This window comes from Candidatus Cryptobacteroides sp. (assembly GCF_056207615.1).
In genome coordinates, this window is the sequence record NZ_JBAEER010000026.1 from 1 (window position 1) to 23513 (window position 23513).

Consider the following 23513-nt stretch of genomic DNA (forward strand, 5'->3'; position numbering starts at 1 on the left):
CGATTCCGAGTTCCTCGAGCACTGCAGCTCCGAGAGCCTCGGTCATGTCCTTCTCGTTGATGTTGAGTATGGTACCGGACATGATGATAGCCTTGTGGAAGAGTCCCTTCGCAGAAGGCATGCACATGAGGGTACCGACCTTTCCGCCGCCACCTGACTCACCGAAGATGGTCACGTTGTCTGGGTCGCCACCGAAGTTGCGGATATTGTCCTTGATCCACTGGAGAGCCATCACGATGTCAAGCATACCCGCATTTGCTGAATACTTGTACTTCTCGCCGAACTGGCTGAGATCAAGGAAGCCGAGGATATTGAGACGATGGTTGAGGCTGACGAGGACCACATCCTTCTTCGCGAGACCCATTCCAGGGTTGCCGTTGGACGAGCCTGAATCGAATCCGCCGCCATGGATCCAGAGCATCACTGGCTTCTTTGCCTTGGTGTCGGTGGTCCATACGTTGAGAACGCATGATCCCTGCTCGTTCATCACGTCAGGAGGAAGTTCCCTACCGGTGTTCTGCATGACCTGAGGTCCCCAATTCTCGCACACCATCACGGTGTCCCATGGAGTCACAGGCTTCGGAGCCATGAATCTTTCAATCTCGGCATATGGGATGCCCTTGAATGCAAGGGTACCCTCCTCCATGTGTCCCTGCACGAGTCCGTCCTTAGTCTTCACGATGGACGGATCGCTTGGCTGGCAAGAGATTGCCATGATTGTCGCAGCAGCTGCCGCGAAGAATGATAAAGTCTTTTTCATATACGTTTATTTGGATTGTCTGATGATGTCTACGTCAACGGTTTCAAGAATCGGCTCTGTCGACATGTCCTGAGGATTGGTGCCCGGATAGCCTTGCGGAATCGGCTTACCCAACTTTTCGAACAGTTCTTTCCAATATGCGGGGTATTCCCCGTCCGGGCCCTTGAAATTCATCGGGACCGTGCCGAACAAGGTGTCCCCCTTCTCGGTCACATAGCTGTCTCGTACGAGTTCCGAGCAATATAGAGCGCTGTCATCGGGCAAGAAGCTCAGGTTGTAGCTCCTCCCGCAGAAAGAACGGGCGTTGTCCAGATAGCGGTCAATATCATGGTCACCTTTCAGTCTCTTCACCACAAAGGTCGGATATGTGCCGTCCTCCAGGGTAAAGTCATCCAGGAATACGCTCATCAGGTGGCGGTCGACACCGTGCTCGGTAGTCGCATCGATCACCCACGCTCCGTCCTCGTCCATGTCAACGATGGCTACATGGATGAAGTTGAGTTCCCCGTCGCCGGTCGCGTCGCTGATGGCCTCGGACATGGAACCTGATACAGATTCCTTACCCGAAGGTATTCCGACGAATATGAGATCTCCTTCCTTGAGTCCAGGATCATACTGAACACAAGAAAGGAGCAATATCGGAATTGCGGCGAGACTTACACCAGCTTTCACAAATAACGACTGTCAGATGATTATTCGTTCTGAGCCCTGTACTGTGCCCAGAACTCAGCATTCCATGCGATGATTGCCTGACCGTTCCTGAAATAGGTGTCGATCACGCGGTGGTCGAGGTTAGAAGGCTCGGTGTAAGCGCTGCCGTCGATGACCTGGGCGATGAGTTTCTCCATGTCGTAGAGATACTGCATTGCGAAAGAGTCGTCGCCAAGCTCAGGGAACCAGTCCTTCTGCCAGTAGTGGCCGCCATAGAGACGGAGAGCCTCCTTGTCGATGCCGTTAGCAGGGTTGTTGATATACTCCATGAGGTGCTTGAAGCCACCTACATAGTTTTCGAATGCGCGTACGTCGAAGAGCCAGACACCGTGTCCCGAGCCCACTGCGTCACCGGTAAAGAGGATGTCCTGACCGTCAAGGAAGAACACCACTGAGCCTGCGGTATGGCCAGGGACGAGGACTGAGGTAAGAGTGATGCCGCCGAGGTCATACTTCTTGAGATCGTCATAGAGTTCGTAATTAATGTCTGGGAACCTTGCGACCATCTTCTCGAAGTCGATTCTAGGAAGAGAGAACTTCACGTCCTTGTTCTCCACGAATGCAGGAAGCATTCCTGTATGGTCACCATGGTTGTGGGTGAAGGTGATGGTAAGAGGCTTGTCACCGATACGCTCTGCCACGAGGCTCTGGAGAGACTCGACAGCGTTGTCTGCCCATCTGATGTAGTTCGAGAGGTCGATAAGGAGAGCTTCCTTCTCGCCGACTACGAGATACATGTCCGAGCAGTTGTTGAAATGGGTCTTGTTGCCCTCCGCATCGAATTCCTCACCTGCAGGATTCTGGTCATTGTAATCCTGGATGTGGTAAACGTTCTGGGTGAAGTTCGTGACGGTATAAGGTCCTACCACAACTTCTGGATCAAGAGGCTGAGTCTTTGGTCCGCAAGCAACCGCTGCCACAAGGGCGAGAGCTGCAATGATGATTCTTTTCATATCGGTGAATATTAGGTTTGTGTATTTGGTTTATATAACATACAAATATATGGAAATTGATTGAATTGCCCCAACTCAGTCAGGCGTATTTTCGTCAACAAGTAATTAACAGGTTATTTCTAAAGAGTGACTAAATTTGCAGACCCGCAGTAAGGATGGAAATCAAGATTCAGAAAGGCATGGACCTGCCCGTAGCGGCAGTCTCGGAAGAGGTCAGCAAGAAGCTGGCGTCCTCTTCATGCCTTGTTCTCACTGCACCTCCCGGAGCCGGAAAGTCAACCCTTCTCCCGCTGCTCATCGCGAATACCTTCGAGGGCAGGATACTGATGCTCGAGCCCAGACGCCTCGCCGCACGTCAGATTGCGGAAAGGATGGCCGCCATGATCGGTGAGCCTGTCGGCAAGACTGTCGGATACAGAATCCGATTCGAAAGCAAGGTATCTTCAGAAACACGCATAGAGGTACTCACAGAGGGCATTCTCACCAGAATGCTGATCACCGATCCCTTCCTCGAAGGCGTCTCGGTCGTGATATTCGACGAGTACCATGAAAGGAATCTCGCCAGTGACGTCGCACTTGCACTTACCAGGGAGTCGCAGGCAGTGGTAAGGCCGGAGCTCAAGATACTAGTCATGTCTGCGACCATCGATACGGCAAGTATCTGCTCCGCGCTCGGAGCTTCGCTTGTCGAGAGCAAGGGCCGGATGTTCCCTGTCGAGATTCTATACACAAACGACGACACCGACGGATTCAATGTTGCAGAGAAAGTGAGCCACAGCGTAAGGGTTGCGCTGAGGGAGAATGAGGGCGACGTGCTCGCATTCCTCCCGGGCGAGGCAGAGATACGGAAATGTGCGGAGCTGCTCGAAGGTGCCGGCGGAGAGAACACGAAGATAATGCCTCTGTATGGAATGCTGGCGCAGAAGGAACAGCAGGAAGCAATTGCACCGAGCCGTCCCGGCGAGAGGAAGGTCGTACTCGCCACGCCGGTTGCTGAGACGTCTCTCACCATCGAAGGCGTACGCACCGTGGTCGATTCGGGCCTCTGCAAGAAGATGGTCCATGATCAGATGAACGGCCTCAGCCACCTCGAGACCATACGCATCAGCAAGGATATGGCGACTCAGAGAAGCGGTCGCGCCGGTCGAGTCGCTGCAGGAAGATGCTACCGTCTGTGGAGCAAAGGAAGCGAGACTCTCATGGCTGAAAACCGTGTTCCAGAGCTGTTGGAGGCCGATCTTGCTCCTATGGTCCTGGATATTGCAGCATGGGGAGGTAGCAAGCCTATGAACCTTCCATGGCTCACGCCTCCACCGGCCTCGCACATAGCCCAGGCGAGCTCACTGCTGAAAGAACTGGGCGCTCTGGACGCGAACGGGGCCATCACTCAGCACGGAAGGAAGCTTGCCGCTCTCCCCTGCCATCCGCGCATCGCACAGATGCTAGTGCACGCCGGGAGCAACGCGAGCAAGGCACTTGCGGCCGACATCGCTGCGCTGCTTGAGGAGAAGAACCCGATGCCGGGCAGCGACTCGGACATAAGCACAAGGATAGAGGAGCTGCGCGCGATCCGCTCCCGCCATGGCGGAGGACGAGCATGGACAAGGATCATGAAGGTCGCTGAACAATACAGGTCCATGGTGAAGGCCTCGGAAGACAACGATACGGCCGACCCGCACGAAATAGGTTCTCTCATTGCCGCAGCCTATCCAGAGCGCATAGGAAAGGCTCATGCGGACGGCTGCGGCAAGTATCAGCTTTCATCTGGAGAGCTTGCCTCGGTTGAGATTTCTGATTCGCTCAATGCCCATGAATGGATAGCTGTCGCAAGCATGAATGCCCGTCCAGGCGGCGTAGGGCGCATATTTCTCGCAGCTCCCCTTGATCCATCAGACATCAGGAGCATGATGAGGGAGCGCGACAATGTCAGATGGGATTCGCGCAAGGGAGCCGTCGTGGCTCAGCATGAGCTCCGGCTAGGAAGCCTTCTCGTGGAGTCCAAGACGATCAGCGATGGCTTCCGCGATGCTGCGGTAAAGGTAATCTGCGAAGCTGCACCAAAGGAGGGGCTGAGCATGTTCGATTTCTCCGACAAGGTCCAGGACATGCAGCGGCGAATCGCGACCGTGTCACAATGGCATCCGGAACTTGAGCTACCGGACATGAGCACGGAAGCCCTCCTGGAAAGGGGTTCAGAATGGATTCCTATGTACATTGGGAAAGCGACGAGTGCTGCCGAGCTCAAGAAGCTGGATCTCTGCGAGGTAATCTGGTCATTGATGGACTATGGTCAGCAACAGGCTGTCGACAGGATTGCGCCAAGCCACATCGTCGTTCCGACAGGAAGCCGGATCAGGGTAGAATACAGACAGGGGGCTGAAGCACCTGTTCTGCGCGTCCGCTTGCAGGAGTGTTTCGGTCTCACTGACACTCCGAGAGTAGACGAAGGCAAGCGTCCTGTACTCATGGAGTTACTCTCCCCTGGATTCAAGCCCGTCCAGCTCACTCAGGATCTCCGCAGTTTCTGGGCAGGGACCTATTTCGAAGTCCGCAAGGAGCTCCGACGCCGTTACCCCAAGCACTCTTGGCCGGACAATCCTCTCGAGGCCGATGCCGTCCGCGGCGTCAAGCCCCGCCAGTAAGCAACGTAACTATGTATCCGAAATTCATAATAGCAGGAGACGTGAGGACCGGAGAAGGGTTCCTCAGGATGGGGATGGCAATCAACCACAAGGACCTCAGAATAGGTTATGAGAAGATCTGGGGCGGCGGTTGGTGGTCCCGCAATGACGAGACGCGCACGATCACATTGTACGGTTCGTCAGGTGACTTCGGACCAGCGGACTTCTCCCACTGGAAGATGGCTGACAGGGCTCTCCGGGACTATGTGTTCATCTATGCCTCAAGTCCGTCCGGCGCCGGAAAGATGCTCGACACCTCTGAGATCAAATGGATCTGACCAGTTGCGAAGCACACATAGGCACGAGCGACAAAAAACGGCTTGTTTTTGTCTTTCGTGACGTGTTTTCAGCGTTTTTTCTACGTTTTGCTGGCGCGAACTCCAAAAATCCTTTGTTTTTTGTCGTTCGTGACACTCTGGCGGCGCGGGAAGCATGCAAAATGCATTTGCCCGGACTAGGGTCGGCGAAGCGGAGCGGAGCCGATCTGCATTTTGCATGCTCCCTGCAGCCGGCGAAAAAAGCCTGACCGACGAAAAGACAGCCAGGCTAAGAAAATATCGTTAGTCAATGATTACTCGATCTGAAGAATCTTGTAGCCTCGCTCCTGAAGGGTATCGATGATCTCCTGGATATGGGCATGATTCCTGGTCTCCATCGAAATCTTGAGCACACAAGCCTTGACATCGATGTTGGTATTGGTCCTCTCATGGAGAACACCGACCACATTGGCACCACAATCAGCGATGAGCTGGCTGACTGCCACGAGCTGGCCGGGGCTGTCTGGAAGCTCGACAGAAAGCGTACACTGACGTCCGTTCTTCTGGAGACCGCGGTTGATGAAGCGGTTGAGATATGTCACGTCAACGTTACCGCCACTGACCACACACGCGACCTTCTTGCCCTTGATAGGAAGGTCCTTGAACATCGCCGCAGCCACAGAAACGGCACCTGCGCCCTCTGCGATAAGCTTGTGCTTCTCGAGGAGAAGGAGAATCGCAGCGCAGACCTCATCATCGGTCACAGTGACGATCTCATCCACATACTTGCTGCAAAGTTCGTATGTAAGGTTGCCCGGGGTCTTCACTGCAATACCGTCCGCAATGGTCGAGACTGAAGGAAGATGCTGGATGCTGCCCTCTGAGATACTCTTCACCATGCTCGGTGCGCCTGCCGACTGGACGCCATATATCTTGATGTTCGGATTGAGCTGCTTTGCCGCGTAGGCCACACCGCTGATGAGTCCGCCACCGCCGACAGGGACGATGATGGCATCGAGGTCCGGGCACTCGTCGAGAATCTCAAGTCCGATGGTACCCTGTCCAGCAATCACGAGCGGATGGTCGAAAGGGTGAACGAAGGTCATGTTCTTCTCATCCCTGAGAGACAGAGCCTTCTTGTAGGCGTCGTCATATACGCCAGGAACGAGACAGATCTCCGCACCGTAGCTGCGCGTAGCCTCAACTTTGGAGATTGGAGCTCCGGCAGGAAGGCAGATTATTGACTTGATGTGGTTGGCAGCCGCCGCGAGAGCCACGCCCTGAGCATGGTTACCCGCAGAGCTGGCAATGACGCCATGGGACTTCTCCTCGTCGGAGAGCTGAGAAATCATATAGCTTGCGCCCCTGACCTTGAAAGATCCGGTAACCTGGAGGTTCTCAGGCTTGATGTAAACCTCACAATCCCGTCTTACGGAAGGTGCAGCTACAAGATGAGTCGGACGGATTATGCTCTTCAAGACGTGTGACGCCTTGTATATTTCGTTGAGTGAAAGTTCTCTCTCCATATTCTTTGTTTAAAGGCCTGCAAAAATAGCAATTTGTCAATAAATTTTGTGGCTCATCGCAAGATACTCCTCGAAAAGCCGTACACATTCTTCCCTGTCCATCTCGCTCATGAAATCTCCGAGTTTGTCACGGCCGCCGAAGATCTTGTCGAACTTGTCGTCACGGAAGCCTATCATGCCGTTGTCCTCTATCGTGCAGCCATAGTATACCTTGCTGATGTTGGCCCACAGGCATGCGCAGAGGCACATATGACACGGCTCGCCGGTCGTATAAAGCGTGCAGCCCTGAAGGTCGTGTGTTCCAAGTCTCTTGCAGGCGTCACGTATCGCGGAAACCTCGCCATGGGCTGTAGGATCACAGTCGACGAGCACCCTGTTGTGGCCTCTGCCGACTATCTCTCCGTCCTTGACGATGACAGTTCCGAAAGGACCGCCATGCCCGTTGATTATTCCATCCCTGGCCTCTGAAATAGCCAGACGCATAAATTCGTGGTGCATATCAATCTAGGATTGGTCATTATTCCTCCAAAAATACACAATTATTCTGCCGAGACAAAATGAAAAAGAAAGACTATATTTGTATTTAATATAGAATTGATAAGCAATGTCAGAGGAAATGAATCTCGTAAGGGACCTTGCGGTCATCCTGATCTCCGCAGGTCTCTTCACAATAATCTCAAAAGCTCTCAGGCAACCTCTCATCCTGGGATACATCATCGCAGGATTTCTTGTCGGGCCGAACATCGACTTCTTCCCCGGAATCTCCAGTGTGGAAGCTGTCGAACAGTGGTCAGAGATCGGTATCATCTTCCTGATGTTCGGTCTTGGACTCGAATTCAGTTTCAAGAAGCTCCTGAAGGTCGGCAGCAGCGCACTCGTCACGGCCGGAACCAAGTTCCTCGGAGTGTTCGTGCTGGGCTTCGTGATAGGAACTGCAATGGGATGGACCACGATGGAGAGTATATTCCTCGCTGGACTGCTGTCTATGTCGTCGACCACCGTGGTGATCAAGAGCTACGAGGAGATGAACATGAAGAACGATTCCCACGCGGGCCTCGTGTTCGGAACGCTCGTCGTGGAAGACCTCATCGCCATACTCCTGATGGTGCTCCTCTCGACCATGGCCGTGTCCAAGAAGTTCGATGGAGCTGAGATGCTCTTCAACCTCGGCAAGCTTGCGTTCTTCATCGTTCTGTGGTTCCTCGTCGGCATCTACCTTATCCCGTCGGTGCTCAGCAAGGCCAGGAAATACATCTCGGATGAAATCCTTCTCGTCGTCAGCGTGGGCCTCTGCCTCGGTATGGTGACTCTTGCCAGCGCGGTCGGTTTCTCTTCCGCCCTCGGTGCATTCGTCATGGGATCCATACTCGCGGAGACGGTGGAAAGCGAGCATATCGAGCACCTCGTGAGCCCTATCAAGGACCTCTTCGGTGCAATATTCTTCGTGTCGGTGGGTATGATGATCTCACCTTCCGTCATTGCGGAGCACTGGCTCACCATCCTCATCCTCACCTTGGTGGTGATCATCAGCCACATCATCTTCTCTGCCGCCGGAGTCATACTCACGGGAAAGGGCCTGAAGAACGGAGTTTTCACCGGTTTCAGCCTCGCGCAGCTCGGTGAGTTCGGATTCATCCTCGCAAGCGTCGGTGTGACCCTGGGAGTCATGAGGGACTTCATCTATCCGGTGATCATCGCCGTTTCGGTCATCACGACCTTCACCACTCCATACATGATCAAGCTTGCACGCCCTACCTACAGCCTGCTCTGCAAGAAGATGCCGAAGGGCATGCTCAAAAGACTTGAGACAAACAAGGACGAGGGCAGCCGAAGCATGAAGGAAAAGAGCGAGTGGGAGAAGCTCCTCCGTTTATACTCACTGCGTGTGGTACTCTATGGAGTCATACTCATCGCCCTCTTCATCGGTTCGTCAGTATTCCTCTCCCCTCTGCTTTCCAGGACTATTGCAGACAAGGTCAGCGAGCCTATGCTCCATGTGATCACGTTGGCGATCACTCTCGTAATCATGACGCCTTTCCTCTTCGGAATCGCCGTCAGCACGGGAGACATGAACCATATCACCAGCAAGCTCTACAAGGTCAGGAAGAACAGGATTCCTCTGATAGGTCTGGTAATGCTGAGAATCTTCATCGCCCTTGGCTTCATCATGGCCGTGATCGCGAAGAATGTCAACCTAGAGGGTTGGGCATTGCTGCTGATACTGATATCAACTGTCGTATTCCTCGTAATCGCGCGCTTCTCCGTGCATAAGTTCTCATTCATCGAGAAGAAGTTCATCGCAAACCTCAACGAGCGTGAGGAAGCGGAAAGAAAGGCTAAGCCTGTCACGACTTCCATCAGAAACAAGCTCGCAGGATATGACGTACACCTCGAGAAGATCACGATCAGCCCTGATTCGCTGTTCGCAGGACAGACCTTCCAGGAGATCAGCTTCCGAAAGAAGACCGGTGCCAATATCGTGAAGCTCACCAGAGGTTCGCACAATATCATCATACCATCAAGCAGCACTGTACTCTACCCTCACGACGAAATCATCGCAGTCGGCACTACCGAGCAGATAGCGGCCTTCAGGGAGATGATATCCAGCTCGACAGAGGTACTTGCACACGAGAAGGAGTCGGAGTTCATCGTACATCCGATCACCCTCGATGAAGATTCCTTCCTCACCGGAAAGACCGTACGCCAGCCGCAGATGAAACGGCAGAGATGTATGATCATCAGCGTGCTCAGAGGAGAGGATTTCATCGCCAACCCTGACCCGGACTTCGTATTCGCAGTCGGAGACACCGTATGGCTCGCTGGAGAGAAATCGGCCGTGCAGTCATACTAGCAGGAACTAATCACTGACCCACGATATGAAAAGAACACTAATCACGGCAGCTCTCACCGCTGCCACGATCTGTGCATATGCGCAGAACCCAGTCATCACGACGGTGAACACTCCGGATCCTGCCCCATATGTCCATGGAGACAAGCTCTACATGTTCACTGGCCATGACGAGGACGATGCCACCTACTTCCTCATGAAGGACTGGATGGTATTCAGCACCGAGGACATGGTCAACTGGACCTATCTCGGAACACAGATTTCCACTGCCACCTTCGAGTGGGCAAGGCAGGGTGACAGGGCATGGGCATCACAGGCCATCGAGCGCAACGGCAAATGGTACTGGTACGTCTGCTGCAGTTCCAAGACCGAGGGCGACGCCCTCGCAGTGGCAGTCGCTGACGACCCACAGGGGCCATGGACCGATGCACTTGGAAAACCGCTCGCAACCGGATTCAGCTTCATCGACCCTACCGTCTTCATCGACGACGACGGTCAGGCATACCTCTTCTGGGGCAACAAGGGTCTCTGGTACGGCAAGCTCAACGAGGATATGATCTCGTTCGTGGACGGCTACAAGGAGGTTCCGGGCTACCACGACCCGGCAAGCTTCGGAGAAATCCAGATGAAGGAGAACTGGGCGCATGGCGGAAAGCTCGAGCCTATGACCCAGTATGAGGAAGGTCCGTGGATCTACAAGAGAAACGGTATCTACTACCTCTCTTACCCTGCCGGCGGCGTTCCTGAGTACATGGCGTACTCTACCGCTCCTACCATCGACGGTCCTTGGACCTTCCACGGGCGCATCATGGACGAGTCTGTGAACAGTTTCACTATCCACGGCGGAAATGTCACCTACAAGGGACATGATTATATGTTCTACCACAACGGAAAGCTTCCTAACGGTGGTGGATTCCATCGCAGCGCATGCGTCGAGGAGTTCAAGTTCAACGCGGACGGTTCCATTCCTTTCATCCCATTCACCGACGGCGTGGAGCCTATCGGAACTCTTGACCCATACCAGACGGTCGAGGCCGAGACCATGGCAGACAGCTGGGGTGTCAAAGTCGACAGGCTTCCGGGCAAGAGGCATTATGTGACCAATATCCACAACGGCGACTGGATCAAGGTCAGGAACGTGGATTTCGGCAGCGAGGACGCGACCATGGTATCGATGGAGATGCTCAACTTCAAGCACGAGGGTGTGCTCGAGTTCTATCTCGACGAGATTGGAGGAAGGCCTATCGCGCGCATCGAGATCAACAACGACAACATGATGAAGACCGCTCCCGTACGCAAGGGCGTGAACGGTATCCATGATCTCTATCTTCTCTTCCGAGGCGGCGACGAGGAGCTCTTCGATCTCGACTGGTGGAAGTTCAACGTCCATGTCAACAGACCTCTCATCTCGACCAAGTACACCGCTGATCCGGCTCCGATGGTCTACAAGGACAAGGTCTACCTCTATACCACCCACGACGAGGACTATGCCAACGGCTTCGTGATGAAGGACTGGCTTCTCTATACTTCTACCGACATGGTGAACTGGGAGGACCACGGTGCAGTGGCTTCGCTCAAGGATTTCAAGTGGTATGACGGCGACAACGGCGCATGGGCTCTCCATGTGATTGAGCGAGGCGGCAAGTTCTACATGTACTGTCCTATCCATGGACACGGAATCGGCGTGCTCGTTGCGGATTCTCCTGACGGTCCGTTCGTGGATCCTATCGGCGAGCCTCTCGTATGGCAGAAGGAGCACTGGGACGACATCGATCCTACCGTCTACATCGACGAGGACGGACAGGCATATATGTACTGGGGCAATCCTAACGTATACTGGGCAAAGCTCAACAAGGACATGATCTCTCTCGACGGTCCTATCCACAAGCTTGACTACAAGATCGACTACTACCAGGAGGGTCCATGGCTCTACAAGCACGACAGTCACTGGTATCTCGCATTCGCCTCTACCTGCTGTCCAGAGGGCATTGGATACGCGATGAGCGACTCCCCTGTCGGTCCATGGAAGTCTATGGGACATATCATGGACCGCACCTGGCGTACCCGCGGAAACCATCCGGGCATCATCGAGTACAAGGGCCACAACTATGTGTTCGGACTCAACTATGAGCTCATGCACATCGATACCTTCTACCATCACGAGCGTCGCAGCGTATCAGCTGCCGAGATGTTCTACAATGAGGACGGAAGCATCCAGAAGGTACCTTACTGGCAGGATAACAAGCTCGAGCAGCTCGGCAGTTTCAACCCATACAGGAAGGTACAGGCGGAGACTATGGCTTGGGGCAAGGGTCTCAAGACCGAGAAGGCTGCAAGCGGTATCATCGTCAACAACATCGACGAAGGTGAGCATCTCCAGATCATGGGCGTGGACTTCAGGAAGGGTGGAAAGCAGTTCAGTGCGAACGTTTCCAACGCCGGAGCTCCTGCTGTGATCGAGATCCACATCGACTCTGTCGACGGTCCTCTCTGCGGTACTCTCAACGTGGGAAAGACTTCAGGTTACCAGACATTGAGCTGCAAGCTCAGCGGCCTCTCAGGCAAGCACGATCTTTTCTTCGTCTTCAAGGGTGAGGGCAAGAGCGATCTCTTCAGCTGGGACTGGTGGCAGATCAAATAGCAGCGGCAGTAAAATAGACGAGGCTGACCCGAAAGGTCAGCCTCTCTTTTGGTTATTTGCGAAGATGCAAAAGCGAAGTCAGTCCTGCTAGAGTGAGGGCTGATCCAAGTCCGGTGTAGAAATACGCGAAGAACGAGTCTGGAACGCTTTCGAAGGACCTGAGGGTGATACCCAAGGTCATCATGAAGGCTATCAGCAGATAGCTCTTCAGAGTAAGGAACTTGTAGAGAGGAGCCTTCTCCCCTTCCATCGCATGGATTCTCCTTGCGTTCTTTGCTATGATACGGAAGAACATCGCACCGAAGGCAGCGAACACTGGTATGCACCAGAGCCAGACCTTGCTACCCTCAGAGATAGCGCATTGGATGCCGATTCGTGCAATATTGATTCCTGCTGCAGCCCAGAGGAATGCATTGGCTATTATGAGCCAGAATTTCTTTACCATATTTCAATCAGTCCTTAATGTCGCGAAAGGCCCCGGTGAAAACTGGGTACTGAACTTTCATCAGCACGACGAGATTCACGACGAGTATCATAAAGTTGATGTTCTTGAACACTCCGTGGGTCAGAGCGTACAGGAAGTGCGCACCTTCATGGATGATATAGTAGCATATCATCGCAACAAGTATCGAGAGGTACTGTCTGCTCTTCTTTGTCATAGCCTACTTCTCTGGAATAACCTGTCCACGTACTTCGGATGGCATATTGGACTTGCGATAGGTCGAGACCTCTCCGCTGCCGACAGCCTCTAGCCTGAGCTGTACTCCGTCAGTTATGGTCGCATTGTATGACGATGCCCATGGCTTACCGTCAGAATACTTTCCTGAAAGCACGCCCTTGACAAGGCTCCATGTTCCGTTGTAATGTTCGTAGGAAACCTTGTTTCCGAGTCTCTGATAGATATCGAAAGACGACTCCGAGAATTCCATCCACACGCTTAGTTCACCTGCAGGTACGCCGTCAATCTGCTCGAGGTTCCAAGTGCCCTTGAGAGAATCTGAGCTCACCGGCTGGTTCTCCTTGTTGCAAGAAGCGAGAAGGAGCGGGAAAAGCGCAATGATTACATAAAGTATCTTCTTCATATTAGAGCCATCCGTTAGATTGTCCTACGTTCTGTCTTGATACGATGGAGATGGTACGGGAGAACTCCTTTCCACCCATTTCGGAATCTGTTCCGAGCTTACTGCCGCCGGCGATAGCCTGGACGGTGATTCTCGCACAGCCTACCTTCTCGCAGAGAACAGTAAGCTTGCCGCCTTCGGCCTTTATCTCGCCGCTGATTCCAACCGCATTCCTATCAGCGGTTGAAATTGCCACATCCATGATGGTAAGATGCTGAGCATCTCCGCCGAGAATGGCATTAAGGTCGATGCTTGTGCTCTCCCCCGTCTTCACGGTCACGAAAGGAACACCTTCGATGTTCATGAGCACTTTCCATGCATCGATGACTCCGGTACCCATCTTGCCTTTGAACCTGGCAAGGTCCATGGTTCCAGAAGGGGTCTTCTTCGTACCCTCGAGTCCTGCCTCGAGAGGATTGACTGACGAGAGAATGATGGACTCGAACTCGTCGCGGCTGAAGTGTCTTCCGAGCTTCTTTGCGTAAGAGAGTCCGAGCGCTGCGATTCCTGATACTACAGGAGTTGCCATCGACGTACCGTGCATGAATCCATAGTCAGACTTGCTGGCATCAGACTCGCTGACCACGGTCGAGAGCATGGTCAGACCGAGAGTGTTGTCTCCACCTGGCGATGCGATATTGACACCGTCGCCATAATTGGTGTACCATGCAGGAAGGTTGTCCTGGGAAATTGCACTCACACAGATGTAGTCACGATATGCTCCAGGATACTCGGCCTTCGAATTATGGCTGTTGCCGGCAGAGATCACGACGATGTTGCCATCGACGACACCGCTGTTCGCATTGGCAGGGTCACGGAAGTAGTCGTATGCAGCCTTGACTGCAGAGAGACTCTCCGAAAATGCCCTGTCCGAGTAGTATGAACCCAGTCCGAAAGAACACTGGAGAACCGACGCACCGTTGTCGGCTGCGTACTTGATTGCACGTGCCACGGCAGCATTGTCGTTCCTCTCAGGGCCGCTGAAGATCTGGCACGACATCAGGCGCACGCCATCGCCGTTTCCACTTCCGCCAGCCACGCTGCTGACTCCGATTCCATTGTTGTTGACTGCAGCTACGAGTCCGGCGACATGTGTTCCATGTCCCTCATCGCCCTGAAGTCCCCAAGAGATTGCGCCATCGGCAACGAAGTTATATCCGTGTACATCATCAATGTAGCCGTTGCCGTCGTCATCGATGCCATTGCCAGGAATCTCTCCCTTGTTCACCCACATGTTATCGGCAAGGTCAGGATGGGTGGTCTTCACACCCTCATCAACTATGGCGACAATGATGGATGGGTCACCTGCGGTGAGTCTCCATGCGTCACGTATGTCCACGTCGGTACCGGCCACATTGGTGCTACCGAAACTGCTCTTGTCACCGTTGTTGTAAAGAAACCACTGGCTCTTGAAGAGAGGGTCGTTCATGGTGACCGGACCTGCTGCCTTGGTCTGGATCTCTGCCTGAGGGACAAAATCATCCTTCACGAACGGGCGCACCAGCTTGCCAGGATATTCGTAATTCAGGACTGCGGGCTCAGCCTCCAGCATGGTGGCAAGCTGTGCCATGTCCATGCCTTCAGGTACGCTTACCGCATACCACTGATCCATGCCATATTTCTTCTCCAAAGCCTCCTTACCCTTTACTGAGGTAAAGAGTCTCTCGGCAACGATGCCGTCGGGAATCGCGTCAGGATCAGAAAACCTGACGAGCATCTGGCCGTCAGCCTCGCCGCATACGGAGTTGACCGCCTTGGAGAAGACGGCATCCCCATTTTGAGCCTCAAATGGCTCTCCGGTGCAGGAAAGCACCAGAAGAGCCATCGAGAATATTAAGGTATTCCTAAGATTCATGCTATAGACTACTCGTCGTCGTCACGTGAAGATGAGAGGTTGATACCGAGGAGGATGACCTTCTGGCCTGCCTCACCCTTCACCTTGAAGGTGATGGTCTCGTTGTCGAGGGTTGCCTCTGCAGAGGTGTAAGCCTTTCCGAGGTTGAAGAAATGGTATGCACCGTTTCCGCTTACGATGAAGCTTGACTGATCCTTTGTTGCAGATTCATTCTCCTTGACGGTGAATGGGTTCTCGTCGCTACTCTTGTAGCTCTCGCCGTAGTATGAAGAGTCGGTGCTCTTGGTGTAGATTGGCCTGTCAGAGCTTCTTTCGAGAGTGAGCTCTACGTCACCGTTAACACCGAGTGCGAAGAACTTGATGACCTTACGGCCAGCAGTACAGGTTATAGATGCCTCCTTTCCTGCCTCGATAACGAAACCGCTAGATGCAGTTGTGTAGTTTACGGTGAAGTCCTTGTACTCAGCGCCGTCCTCAGCGTTGAAAGACTTGATGTAGTTCCACTCGTTAGTCTTGAGAGACTTGGTTGGGCTGACGAAGTTCTGGATGACATAGTTGTCCACGCCTTCTACAACACCTTCTGCGAGATCATTGCCGTCACCGACCTTGATGAGTTCAAGCGAGCTGCCGGCAGCATAGATCTTCTTGAGTGAGCCTGAAGTTACAGCACCAGAAACGTCGAGGGTCTTGATTTCATCGTTGCGGATGTCGAGTACCTCGAGCTCCTTGAGAGATGCGAGATTGAGTTCACCCTTGATCTTGGTGTTCGCAACGTTAATCTCCTTGATCTTTGAGATAGAAGAGGTAGAGATTGAAGATGCTGCAGTATAGCTCATGTCAAGCTTCTCAAGAACAGAGAACATGTATGGTGAGAAGTTGAGAGCCTCATTGTGTGCTACATTGATTGAAGTCATCTTGCCTGATGCAATCTGGCTGTAACCGAGAGAACCTGAGAGCTTGTTATAGCTGAGGTCGAGGCTTACGAGAGCCTTTGCACCGCTGAGGGCAACAGAGGTGAGTTCATTCTTGCTGAGGTCGAGTACCTCGAGAGTCTTGAAGTCTGAACCGTCGAAAGAGCTGAGCTTGTTCTCAGAAAGGTTGAGCTTTACGAGTGGGAATACTGCAAGATCACTTGCAGAAGTAAGAGCATAGCCAGAGAGGTCGAGTTCAGTAACCTTTGCAGCCTCCTCTGCGGAGATCTGACCGTCACCGTTCTCGTCGAACTTCCTGACGATGTACTTCCTGACGTACTCATCCTTGATGCATGCTGCATAGTCGCTGATCTCCTCACCGCCTGCCACAGGTACGAAGGTTATAACTACGGTATAATAGGTCTCATCCTCCTGCCAGTAGCCGGTAGTATACCAGAAGCTGCCAGTGCTTACGCCCTCAGCAAAGCGAATCTCCTTGAGCTTGTTGTCAGAGTATGCATACATTGATGAAAGCTTGGTAGCGGTAGAGAGGTCGATGAGAGTAAGCTCAGGACAGTTGCTTGCGTTGAAGCTGGTGATGAGCGGAGACTTGCTGAGATCGATCACAGAAACCTTTGCATAGTCTGCAGTGAAGCTCTTGAGAAGAGGAAGCTCTGGAAGAGAAAGTTCGGTGAGCTTTGATGCGTTGCTTACAGAAAGCGAAGTGATTGCGTTGCAGCCTGCAAGATTGAGGCTGGTAAGTTCAGAAGTACCTACGCTGATGTTAGAAGCCTTAGGACAGTATGAGAGATCGACTGAAGCAATCTTGGTGCTGTATGTTGCAACAGAAACGAGCTCAGGATTGTTTGTGAAGTCGATTGAGGTAAGGCCTGTGCCATAAGCAGTGAAAGTTTCGAGCTTAGCCATAGAGCTGAGGTCGATAGACTCAACGTTGGTACAGCTTGCCATGACGAGCTTCTTGACCTGGGTAAGACCGCTTACATTGATGGTCTTGACATTCTTCGAGAGGATCTCGATGTTCTCGAGCTTGGTATTCTTAGAAAGGTCGATAGACTCGAAGGTAGAGTTTGTTGCATAGTATGAAGATGCAGTGAACTTGAAGTCCTTGAGGTTGTAGAATGCCTCGACACCAGACCAATCAGCGATCACCATGCTTGAAGCATCAGCAATTGAGATAGAGGTAACCTTACCTGCCTCCTCTGCAGAGATCTCACCGTCTGCATCAGCATCGAAGTTCTTGAGAACCCATGCCTTGAAGACGTCGCACTTGAATACAGGTGCGGTGTACTCGCCGGAAGCCTGTGCGATTGCGATGGTCTGAACAGCTACACCCTGTGCGTCTACGAGGTAGATGGTACCGTTCCTCTTCGCAGGAGTGTTGTTAGCAGCAACTACGAGCTGGAGGTTGTCAGTGCGTACTGCACCTACCTTGGTGACAGCGCAGGTAAGCCAGCTCTGGGCCTCAGTCTCAACCTCGGCAGTCCACTCCACGTTGCTGGTTACAGGGATTGTGATAGTCGCACCCTCGACTGAAACCTCAGTGGTAGGAGCTACGAGGGTAACCATACCCTTTGCGAATGAAAGGGTCTTGATATCGGTCTTGCCCTTGCCGTTAGCCGCATATACGAGGACCTTGCCCTTGTCACCGCCGTCAGCAGGAACTGAAACCTCGATGACACCAGCCTCAGCGCTCTCTGCGATAGCCTCAGCATACCAGTTGCCTGATGCGAAAGCGTCCACAACGGTATTCTCGTCGCCACCGACTACGGTGTAGGCTACCTTGGTAGAAGAGCCTGCTACGACATCATATACCTTGCTGTTGTCGAACTCTACAGAGAAAGCCTTCTCACGAGGAAGGACGATCTTGCTGCCGTCCACGAGAGTGAATACGACACCCTCAGAAGTCTCCTTCACGTCAGAGAAAACAGCGTCAACTGCGGTAACCTCAGATGAGCTGCTTGCTGGACCGAGGATCTCCCAGGTCTCGCCACCGTCAACGGATACCTCCCAGTTGCCCTCATTGATGCGGAGGACAGGGGTAATGCCATCCTTACCGTCCTGACCATTCTGGCCGTTTGAGCCGTTTGCGCCGGTAGCAGGAACCTTGTTTCCTGAAGCATCGAGAAGGAGCTCACCGTCAACGGTCCAATAGTAAGCACCGTCAACGAGAGTCACGCCGAGTGCAGGGACTACGCCCTTGTCACCCTGGTCTCCCTTATCGCCTTTATCACCCTTGTCGCCCTTCGCACCATTGTAGATGGTGATAGGTGAACCAGAGGTGAAGTAAATGGTGTAACCGACGGTAGCGCCGGTGGTCTTGTCCTTAACATCCTCTACAGAAGTGACGTACACATTCTGCTGAAGTGCGTTTACGATAGTCTGGAGACCAGACACATTGCTGTTGACCTGGTCAACAAGCTCCTTGAGGGACTTTACGTCCTTCTCAAGGTTCTCTACGCGATTGACGAGAGCCGAATCGTCGTAGGTACAGCTCACTGCAAGGAGTGAAGCTGCTGCCAAGAGGCAAAGAATTGTTCTTTTCATTTTATATACGGTTGTTATCTATTGATCTTTTCAGGGTCTGCCATCTTGATGATGATGTCCTTCTCATTCGATGAAGGAGATGTCCAGAAATCGTAAGCCTCGGTGTAACCTACGCAGTACTTTCCGCTAACCTGATCCTTAGGTTCTGGGACAGGGATAAGGAGAGTATAGTGGAGAGGGCCATAGTTTCCGTTTGCATCCTCGGCATAGGCAGTAAGGCTCCAAGGGAAATAGTCGAGTTCCTCACCCTCATCTGTCTTGAACTTGGTAGGCGATCCGTTCATACCATACCACCAAGGCTTGAGGAAGCCAAAGCTCTTATTCATGATGTTGTCACCAGGGACATCCATCTGGAGGAGCGTTACAAGATGATCCATACCACCTGACGATGCATAGTTCTCCTTTGGTCCCCAGAGTCCGAAGTAATAGTTCTCAGGGTTGCCTGTAGTCGTGATTCTTACCCTCATGACGCAGTCTCCCTCGCTTCCTGCCCACATTCCTGGGTTAAGAGCGATGAGGTCGTCACCACGGAAGAGTTCATAGGTATAGTTGATGTCGCAGTCCGCCTTGTCGAAAGGAATCGCAGGAGACTTGAACTTGAACTCGTACATAGGAGTGGTGTTCGAACCGGCGTAACCGAAGAGGAGAAGTGAGTATCCCCTGTCAGAAAGCCAGGTGCTTGTGAACTTGCGAGGTCCCTTGAACACGTACTGGCTGATCTCATCCTCGTATACGTCGCGGATCTGGTCCATGATTTCCTTCTCCATGAGTGATCCATCGTTATACCTGTAGGTATCAAGTGTAGCGGTAGGTACGAGATAAGCGAGATAGTAGTCGTCGTTGTTGCTAGGAGTGATGTCGATGCTGGTGTTATGCCAGGTATTGGCACCAAGAGTTGCCTCGAAGGTAATGTTCGAAGGCTGAGCGGCAATGGTAGTTACGTCAAGGCGCTCGATATTGGTAGTGCAATTACCCTGTGCGTCGACACCGAACACATATATCCTGTAAGTGTGCTCAGGGTCGAATGTCCAAGTGTAGTCACGACGGCCCCACACCTCTATGGTACCAGATGCAACGCCTGGAAGATTGCTCCAATCGGTCACGCCAGCATAGTAACCATCCTGGATACGGCTGCTCTCCATGTTGATGATTCTCTGAACCATCTGGTAGTCGTTATAGCCCTTGCAGCGCTTCTCGTCGATGAATGCAGTGTAATACTTGGTCCACTCGTTGCTTGGCTCAATCCTTACCTTGACGTCCATATCCTCGATTTCAAGAGGAGTGATGACGAAGGTACAATCGTCGGTGACCTCATTTGCAGTGGTAGTGAATGACTCGAGAACCTGGATGTCCGTGGTTACGGCACCAGTCTCATCCATTCCCCATGCAAAGATGTAATAGGTAGTACCCATCGAGAGATCCGTTGCGGTCTCATTTGAGGTTCCTGCGCTGAGGAAGTCCTTGATCGAATAACCGAACACAGCCTGCTCCCTCATCGCAGAGATGAGAAGTTCAACGATCTGAGCAGTTGTATACTTGTTGTAATCCGTCTCGGAAACATAGGTCCAGTAGTAGGTAGCCTTAGGATCCGAAGGAACGATGGTGATATGTGCTGAATTGGCCTTGACATCGGTGACGGTAGCAGTGAAAGTCACAGAATTGTCAGACGGGATGTGGGTACTGAAGAGGTAGAGAGCCACCTCTGTAGTCCTGGTTCCGTCGAAATCCATTCCGTATACGATCACATAGTACTCAGTATCACGTTTGAGTGAAGAATAAGTGACATCGATTGCGTCTCCCTTTACGGTCACCTTATACATATTAGGGATCGAATTGAGATAGTCATAGAGATCCTCATTGTGACTCTTGGCCATATCATTGAGATATTCAAGGTCGCTCTGATAAAGTGCCTCTGCAAAAGCCTTGTCGCCAGGCTTGTTGGTGTCGAGAGCAAGATACTTGTCGACTGCTGATTTAGAGAGCACTTCAAAGAAGTAATTATCCTTATAAGACCTTGGCTGGATCTTTACTGAAGCTCCCGTTGGCTTGATGTTGGATACTGAGATATTGAAAGACTCGAACTTGAAGCTGGACTGAGTAACAGTCACGTTCTTCGATATCTCGCCATAGCTGACCTTGAGTTCTGCTGCTCTAGGTGCAGAAAGATTTGCAGTCGCAGAGAAGGTTACGTCAGAATCGACAACCTTTACTTCTGAAATCCAGTCTGCATCGGTGCTTGCCTGAAGCTTAGTGCCTTCAACAGAATTCTTAAGGGTAAATGGTACTGAGTAATTTCCTGCAGCACCGTCAATCACGACGGATGAGATTTCCAACGAAGGATCCTCTACAGGAATCTGCGGTTTTTCATTGCAGGATGCGAAAAGCAGGGCTGACAATGCGAAAGGCAGGAGAGCCTTTAGGGAATTTATTGACATAAAGTCTTAGAAATTAGTAAAATTAATATAGTTTGTCAATTTGGCGTGCGAATTTAGTAAAAAAACTCGGAGTAAATACAATATATGCCATTGAATACAAAAAAGCTGGTCACCCGCGTAACCAGCTTCTATTCTGTAATATTTCTCCCCAATTACTTATTCTTTTTGTAATTGCGGGAAGAGAGAAGAATAAGAATCACTGCCACCGTTGCCACGGCAGAAGGAATGAGCAAGCCGACGCCTACTGCGACTCCGATGACTGCGGAAACGAAGATACATGCAGCAGTGGTGATACCGGAAACGCGGTCGTCATTCTTGATGATCAGACCAGCACCGATGAATCCCACGCCAGTGAGTATGGAAGCTGCAATTCGGCCTGGGTCACCGTTGTGAAGTCCGAGATTGTCCTGGCAGATATAGATTGACGCGATTGTTGCAAGAGTCGAGCCGAGTGTGATGAGCATGAAGGTTCTCACACCTGCAGGATGCTTGCTTATGAGCCTCTCGATTCCGATTGCACAACCCAGCACAAGGCTGACGAGAAGGCGTATGAGTGCGACGTTGAGTGTAATTTCCATATTATCTTACTTCAAAGCCATAACATTGCTGACTGGCCAACTCTGGGCAGACTTCATGGTAACGCTGGCTGTATGACGGATGTCAGTAGCGCTTGCGCCGATCTTCACGATGTACTTGCCTGCAGCAGTCTCCCACTGTGAAGCAGCCTCGTTGAAGGAAGCAAGAGTATAGGCATCAGCAGTCATTGTGAGGGTCTGGCTCTCGCCTGGCTTGAGCTCGCGGGTCTTTGCGAATGCCTTGAGCTCAGACTCTGGCTTCACGAGTCCGCCTGCAGGAGCCGCAACGTAAACCTGGACAGCCTCCTTGCCGGCAACCTTGCCAGTGTTCTTCACGGTAACGCTAACGCTGAGAGTTCCGTCCTTGGCAAGCTTCACGACTGGAGCGCTGTACTCGAAGGTAGTGTAGCTGAGGCCGAATCCGAATGGGAACGAAACTTCCTTACCGACGGTATTGAAGTAACGGTAACCGACGTTGAGTCCCTCTGCGTAGTCAGTATAGTCATAGTCCTTGACTGGCTGAGGATTCCTGCTACCCCTTGATGAACGTGGCTTGTAGTATGGGAAGTTCTTTGATGAAGGGATGTCAAGATATGCCATAGGGAAGGTCATGGAGAGCTTTCCTGAAGGGTTCGACTTACCGGTGAGAATATCAGCCACAGAGTTGCCGACCTCCTGACCTGGAGTCCATGCGAGGAGGATAGCGTCCGGAAGAGACTTCCATGAAGCTGTCTCCACTACACCGCCGACATTGAGGACGACGATGACCTTCTTACCTGCAAGATGGTACTCGTTGGTCACATTGGTGATGAGGTTGCGCTCGGCTGCAGTGAGTTCGAAGTCACCTGCAAGCACGCGGTCGTCACCCTCACCTGCGTTACGTCCGATCACGATTACGGCAGCATCATTGCCTTTGACAGAAGCCTGTACGACCTCAGGACGAACGGTCATCTCTGCCATAACGCCCTCGCCGAACATTCCACCACCGCCGAGGCCTTCCTGAGGAATCACGCGAGCGATTGCGTTCTCAGCATTCACATACTCCCTGTATGACTTGTAGAGAGTGCAGATCTTCTCGTCAAGTACGAAGCCTGCAGCAGTGAGACCTTCGTCGATGTTGCGGATATATGGCTTGTTCACATTACCTGAACCGGTACCGCCAGCGATTGACTTATATGCATTGAGACCGAAGAGAGCAACGTTCTTCACACCTGAGAGAGGAAGCACGTCTGCGTCGTTCTTGAGGAGGACCATACCATCGGCAGCTGCCTTGCGAACGCGCTCAGCATGAGCCTTGAGGTCTGGATTGTTGCTGTACTTGTAACCGTTGAAACGAGGAGTCTTCACGATGTACTCGAGCATCCTGCGAACGTTCCTGTCAAGGTCGGCAACAGAGAGAGAACCGTCCTTCACTGCAGCGATGATACGCTGGGTCTCGACAGGAGTACCCGGCTCCATGAGGTCGTTACCTGCGTGCACAGCAGCAACGGTTCCTTCCTTTGCACCCCAGTCTGTCATCACGATACCCTTGAAACCCCACTCGTCACGGAGTATGGTCTGGAGGAGCTCGAAGTTCTGCTGGGTGAAGACGCCGTTGGTCCTGTTGTATGAAGACATCACGGTCCAAGGATCAGACTCGCGCACTGCGATCTCGAAATTCTTGAGATAGAGCTC

16 protein-coding genes and 2 pseudogenes are annotated in these 23513 nt (G+C 52.4%); 5 read left to right on the top strand and 13 right to left on the bottom strand.

What is annotated here, in order from left to right:
- From AC06ND_RS01465 to AC06ND_RS01475, 3 genes are all read right to left on the bottom strand, one after another.
- Nucleotides 1–760: carboxylesterase family protein (locus AC06ND_RS01465; protein ID WP_475677221.1), on the bottom strand; the 760-nt coding region annotated here is incomplete at its 3' end.
- A gap of 6 nt (nt 761–766) precedes the next feature.
- Nucleotides 767–1432: a YiiX/YebB-like N1pC/P60 family cysteine hydrolase gene (locus AC06ND_RS01470; protein ID WP_475677222.1), complete on the bottom strand. Its 666-nt coding sequence runs from the start codon at nt 1430–1432 to the stop codon at nt 767–769.
- A 20-nt stretch (nt 1433–1452) separates the two neighbouring features.
- Nucleotides 1453–2424, bottom strand: a complete 972-nt coding sequence (locus AC06ND_RS01475; RefSeq protein ID WP_475677223.1) for an MBL fold metallo-hydrolase — start codon at nt 2422–2424, stop codon at nt 1453–1455.
- Between the two features lie 155 nt (nt 2425–2579).
- Here AC06ND_RS01475 and hrpB point away from each other — a divergent pair, with 155 nt between their 5' ends.
- Together hrpB and AC06ND_RS01485 are read left to right on the top strand one after the other, a co-directional pair.
- On the top strand, nt 2580–5066 hold the full coding sequence (gene hrpB, locus AC06ND_RS01480) for an ATP-dependent helicase HrpB (protein WP_475677224.1): 2487 nt from the start codon (nt 2580–2582) through the stop codon (nt 5064–5066).
- 11 nt (nt 5067–5077) lie between these two features.
- Nucleotides 5078–5383, top strand: a complete 306-nt coding sequence (locus tag AC06ND_RS01485; protein ID WP_475677225.1) for a hypothetical protein — start codon at nt 5078–5080, stop codon at nt 5381–5383.
- Nucleotides 5384–5676: 293 nt separating this feature from the next.
- Here the strand turns inward: AC06ND_RS01485 and ilvA are convergent, their stop codons facing one another.
- Nucleotides 5677–6888 carry a threonine ammonia-lyase gene (gene ilvA, locus AC06ND_RS01490; RefSeq protein WP_475677226.1) on the bottom strand — a complete coding sequence of 404 codons (1212 nt, stop codon included), beginning with the start codon at nt 6886–6888 and terminating at the stop codon, nt 5677–5679.
- 36 nt (nt 6889–6924) lie between these two features.
- Complete coding sequence (locus tag AC06ND_RS01495) at nt 6925–7386, bottom strand: nucleoside deaminase (protein ID WP_475677227.1); 462 nt, start codon at nt 7384–7386, stop codon at nt 6925–6927.
- Between the two features lie 118 nt (nt 7387–7504).
- On the opposite strand from AC06ND_RS01495, the gene AC06ND_RS01500 reads away from it, so the two are divergent.
- The 3 genes and pseudogenes from AC06ND_RS01500 to AC06ND_RS01510 all read left to right on the top strand — a co-directional run.
- Nucleotides 7505–9739 (top strand): monovalent cation:proton antiporter family protein, encoded by a 2235-nt coding sequence (locus AC06ND_RS01500; protein ID WP_475677228.1) that lies wholly within the window; start codon nt 7505–7507, stop codon nt 9737–9739.
- 25 nt (nt 9740–9764) lie between these two features.
- Nucleotides 9765–11108 (top strand): annotated as a pseudogene (locus AC06ND_RS01505) (family 43 glycosylhydrolase); the annotation flags it as partial.
- 27 nt (nt 11109–11135) lie between these two features.
- Nucleotides 11136–12377: pseudogene (locus tag AC06ND_RS01510) on the top strand (glycoside hydrolase family 43 protein); the annotation flags it as partial.
- 52 nt (nt 12378–12429) lie between these two features.
- Here AC06ND_RS01510 and AC06ND_RS01515 read toward each other — a convergent pair.
- From AC06ND_RS01515 to AC06ND_RS01550, 8 genes are all read right to left on the bottom strand, one after another.
- A complete protein-coding gene (locus tag AC06ND_RS01515) occupies nt 12430–12822 on the bottom strand; it encodes a hypothetical protein (protein ID WP_475677229.1) in 393 nt (130 codons plus the stop codon).
- Between the two features lie 7 nt (nt 12823–12829).
- Nucleotides 12830–13036, bottom strand: coding sequence for a hypothetical protein (locus AC06ND_RS01520; protein WP_475677230.1), 207 nt, complete (start codon nt 13034–13036; stop codon nt 12830–12832).
- 3 nt (nt 13037–13039) lie between these two features.
- Nucleotides 13040–13459 (bottom strand): lipocalin family protein, encoded by a 420-nt coding sequence (locus tag AC06ND_RS01525; protein ID WP_475677231.1) that lies wholly within the window; start codon nt 13457–13459, stop codon nt 13040–13042.
- 1 nt (nt 13460) lies between these two features.
- Nucleotides 13461–15353, bottom strand: coding sequence for a S8 family serine peptidase (locus AC06ND_RS01530; RefSeq protein WP_475677232.1), 1893 nt, complete (start codon nt 15351–15353; stop codon nt 13461–13463).
- Between the two features lie 8 nt (nt 15354–15361).
- A complete protein-coding gene (locus AC06ND_RS01535; protein WP_475677233.1) occupies nt 15362–18829 on the bottom strand; it encodes a PL29 family lyase N-terminal domain-containing protein in 3468 nt (1155 codons plus the stop codon).
- Nucleotides 18830–18843: 14 nt separating this feature from the next.
- On the bottom strand, nt 18844–21264 hold the full coding sequence (locus AC06ND_RS01540; protein WP_475677234.1) for a BACON domain-containing protein: 2421 nt from the start codon (nt 21262–21264) through the stop codon (nt 18844–18846).
- A gap of 152 nt (nt 21265–21416) precedes the next feature.
- The gene (locus AC06ND_RS01545; RefSeq protein WP_475677235.1) at nt 21417–21842 is read right to left on the bottom strand and encodes an MgtC/SapB family protein; all 426 of its coding nucleotides are present in this window, start codon (nt 21840–21842) and stop codon (nt 21417–21419) included.
- Nucleotides 21843–21848: 6 nt separating this feature from the next.
- On the bottom strand, nt 21849–23513 hold a 1665-nt coding region (locus tag AC06ND_RS01550), incomplete at its 5' end, for a glycoside hydrolase family 3 C-terminal domain-containing protein (RefSeq protein WP_475677236.1).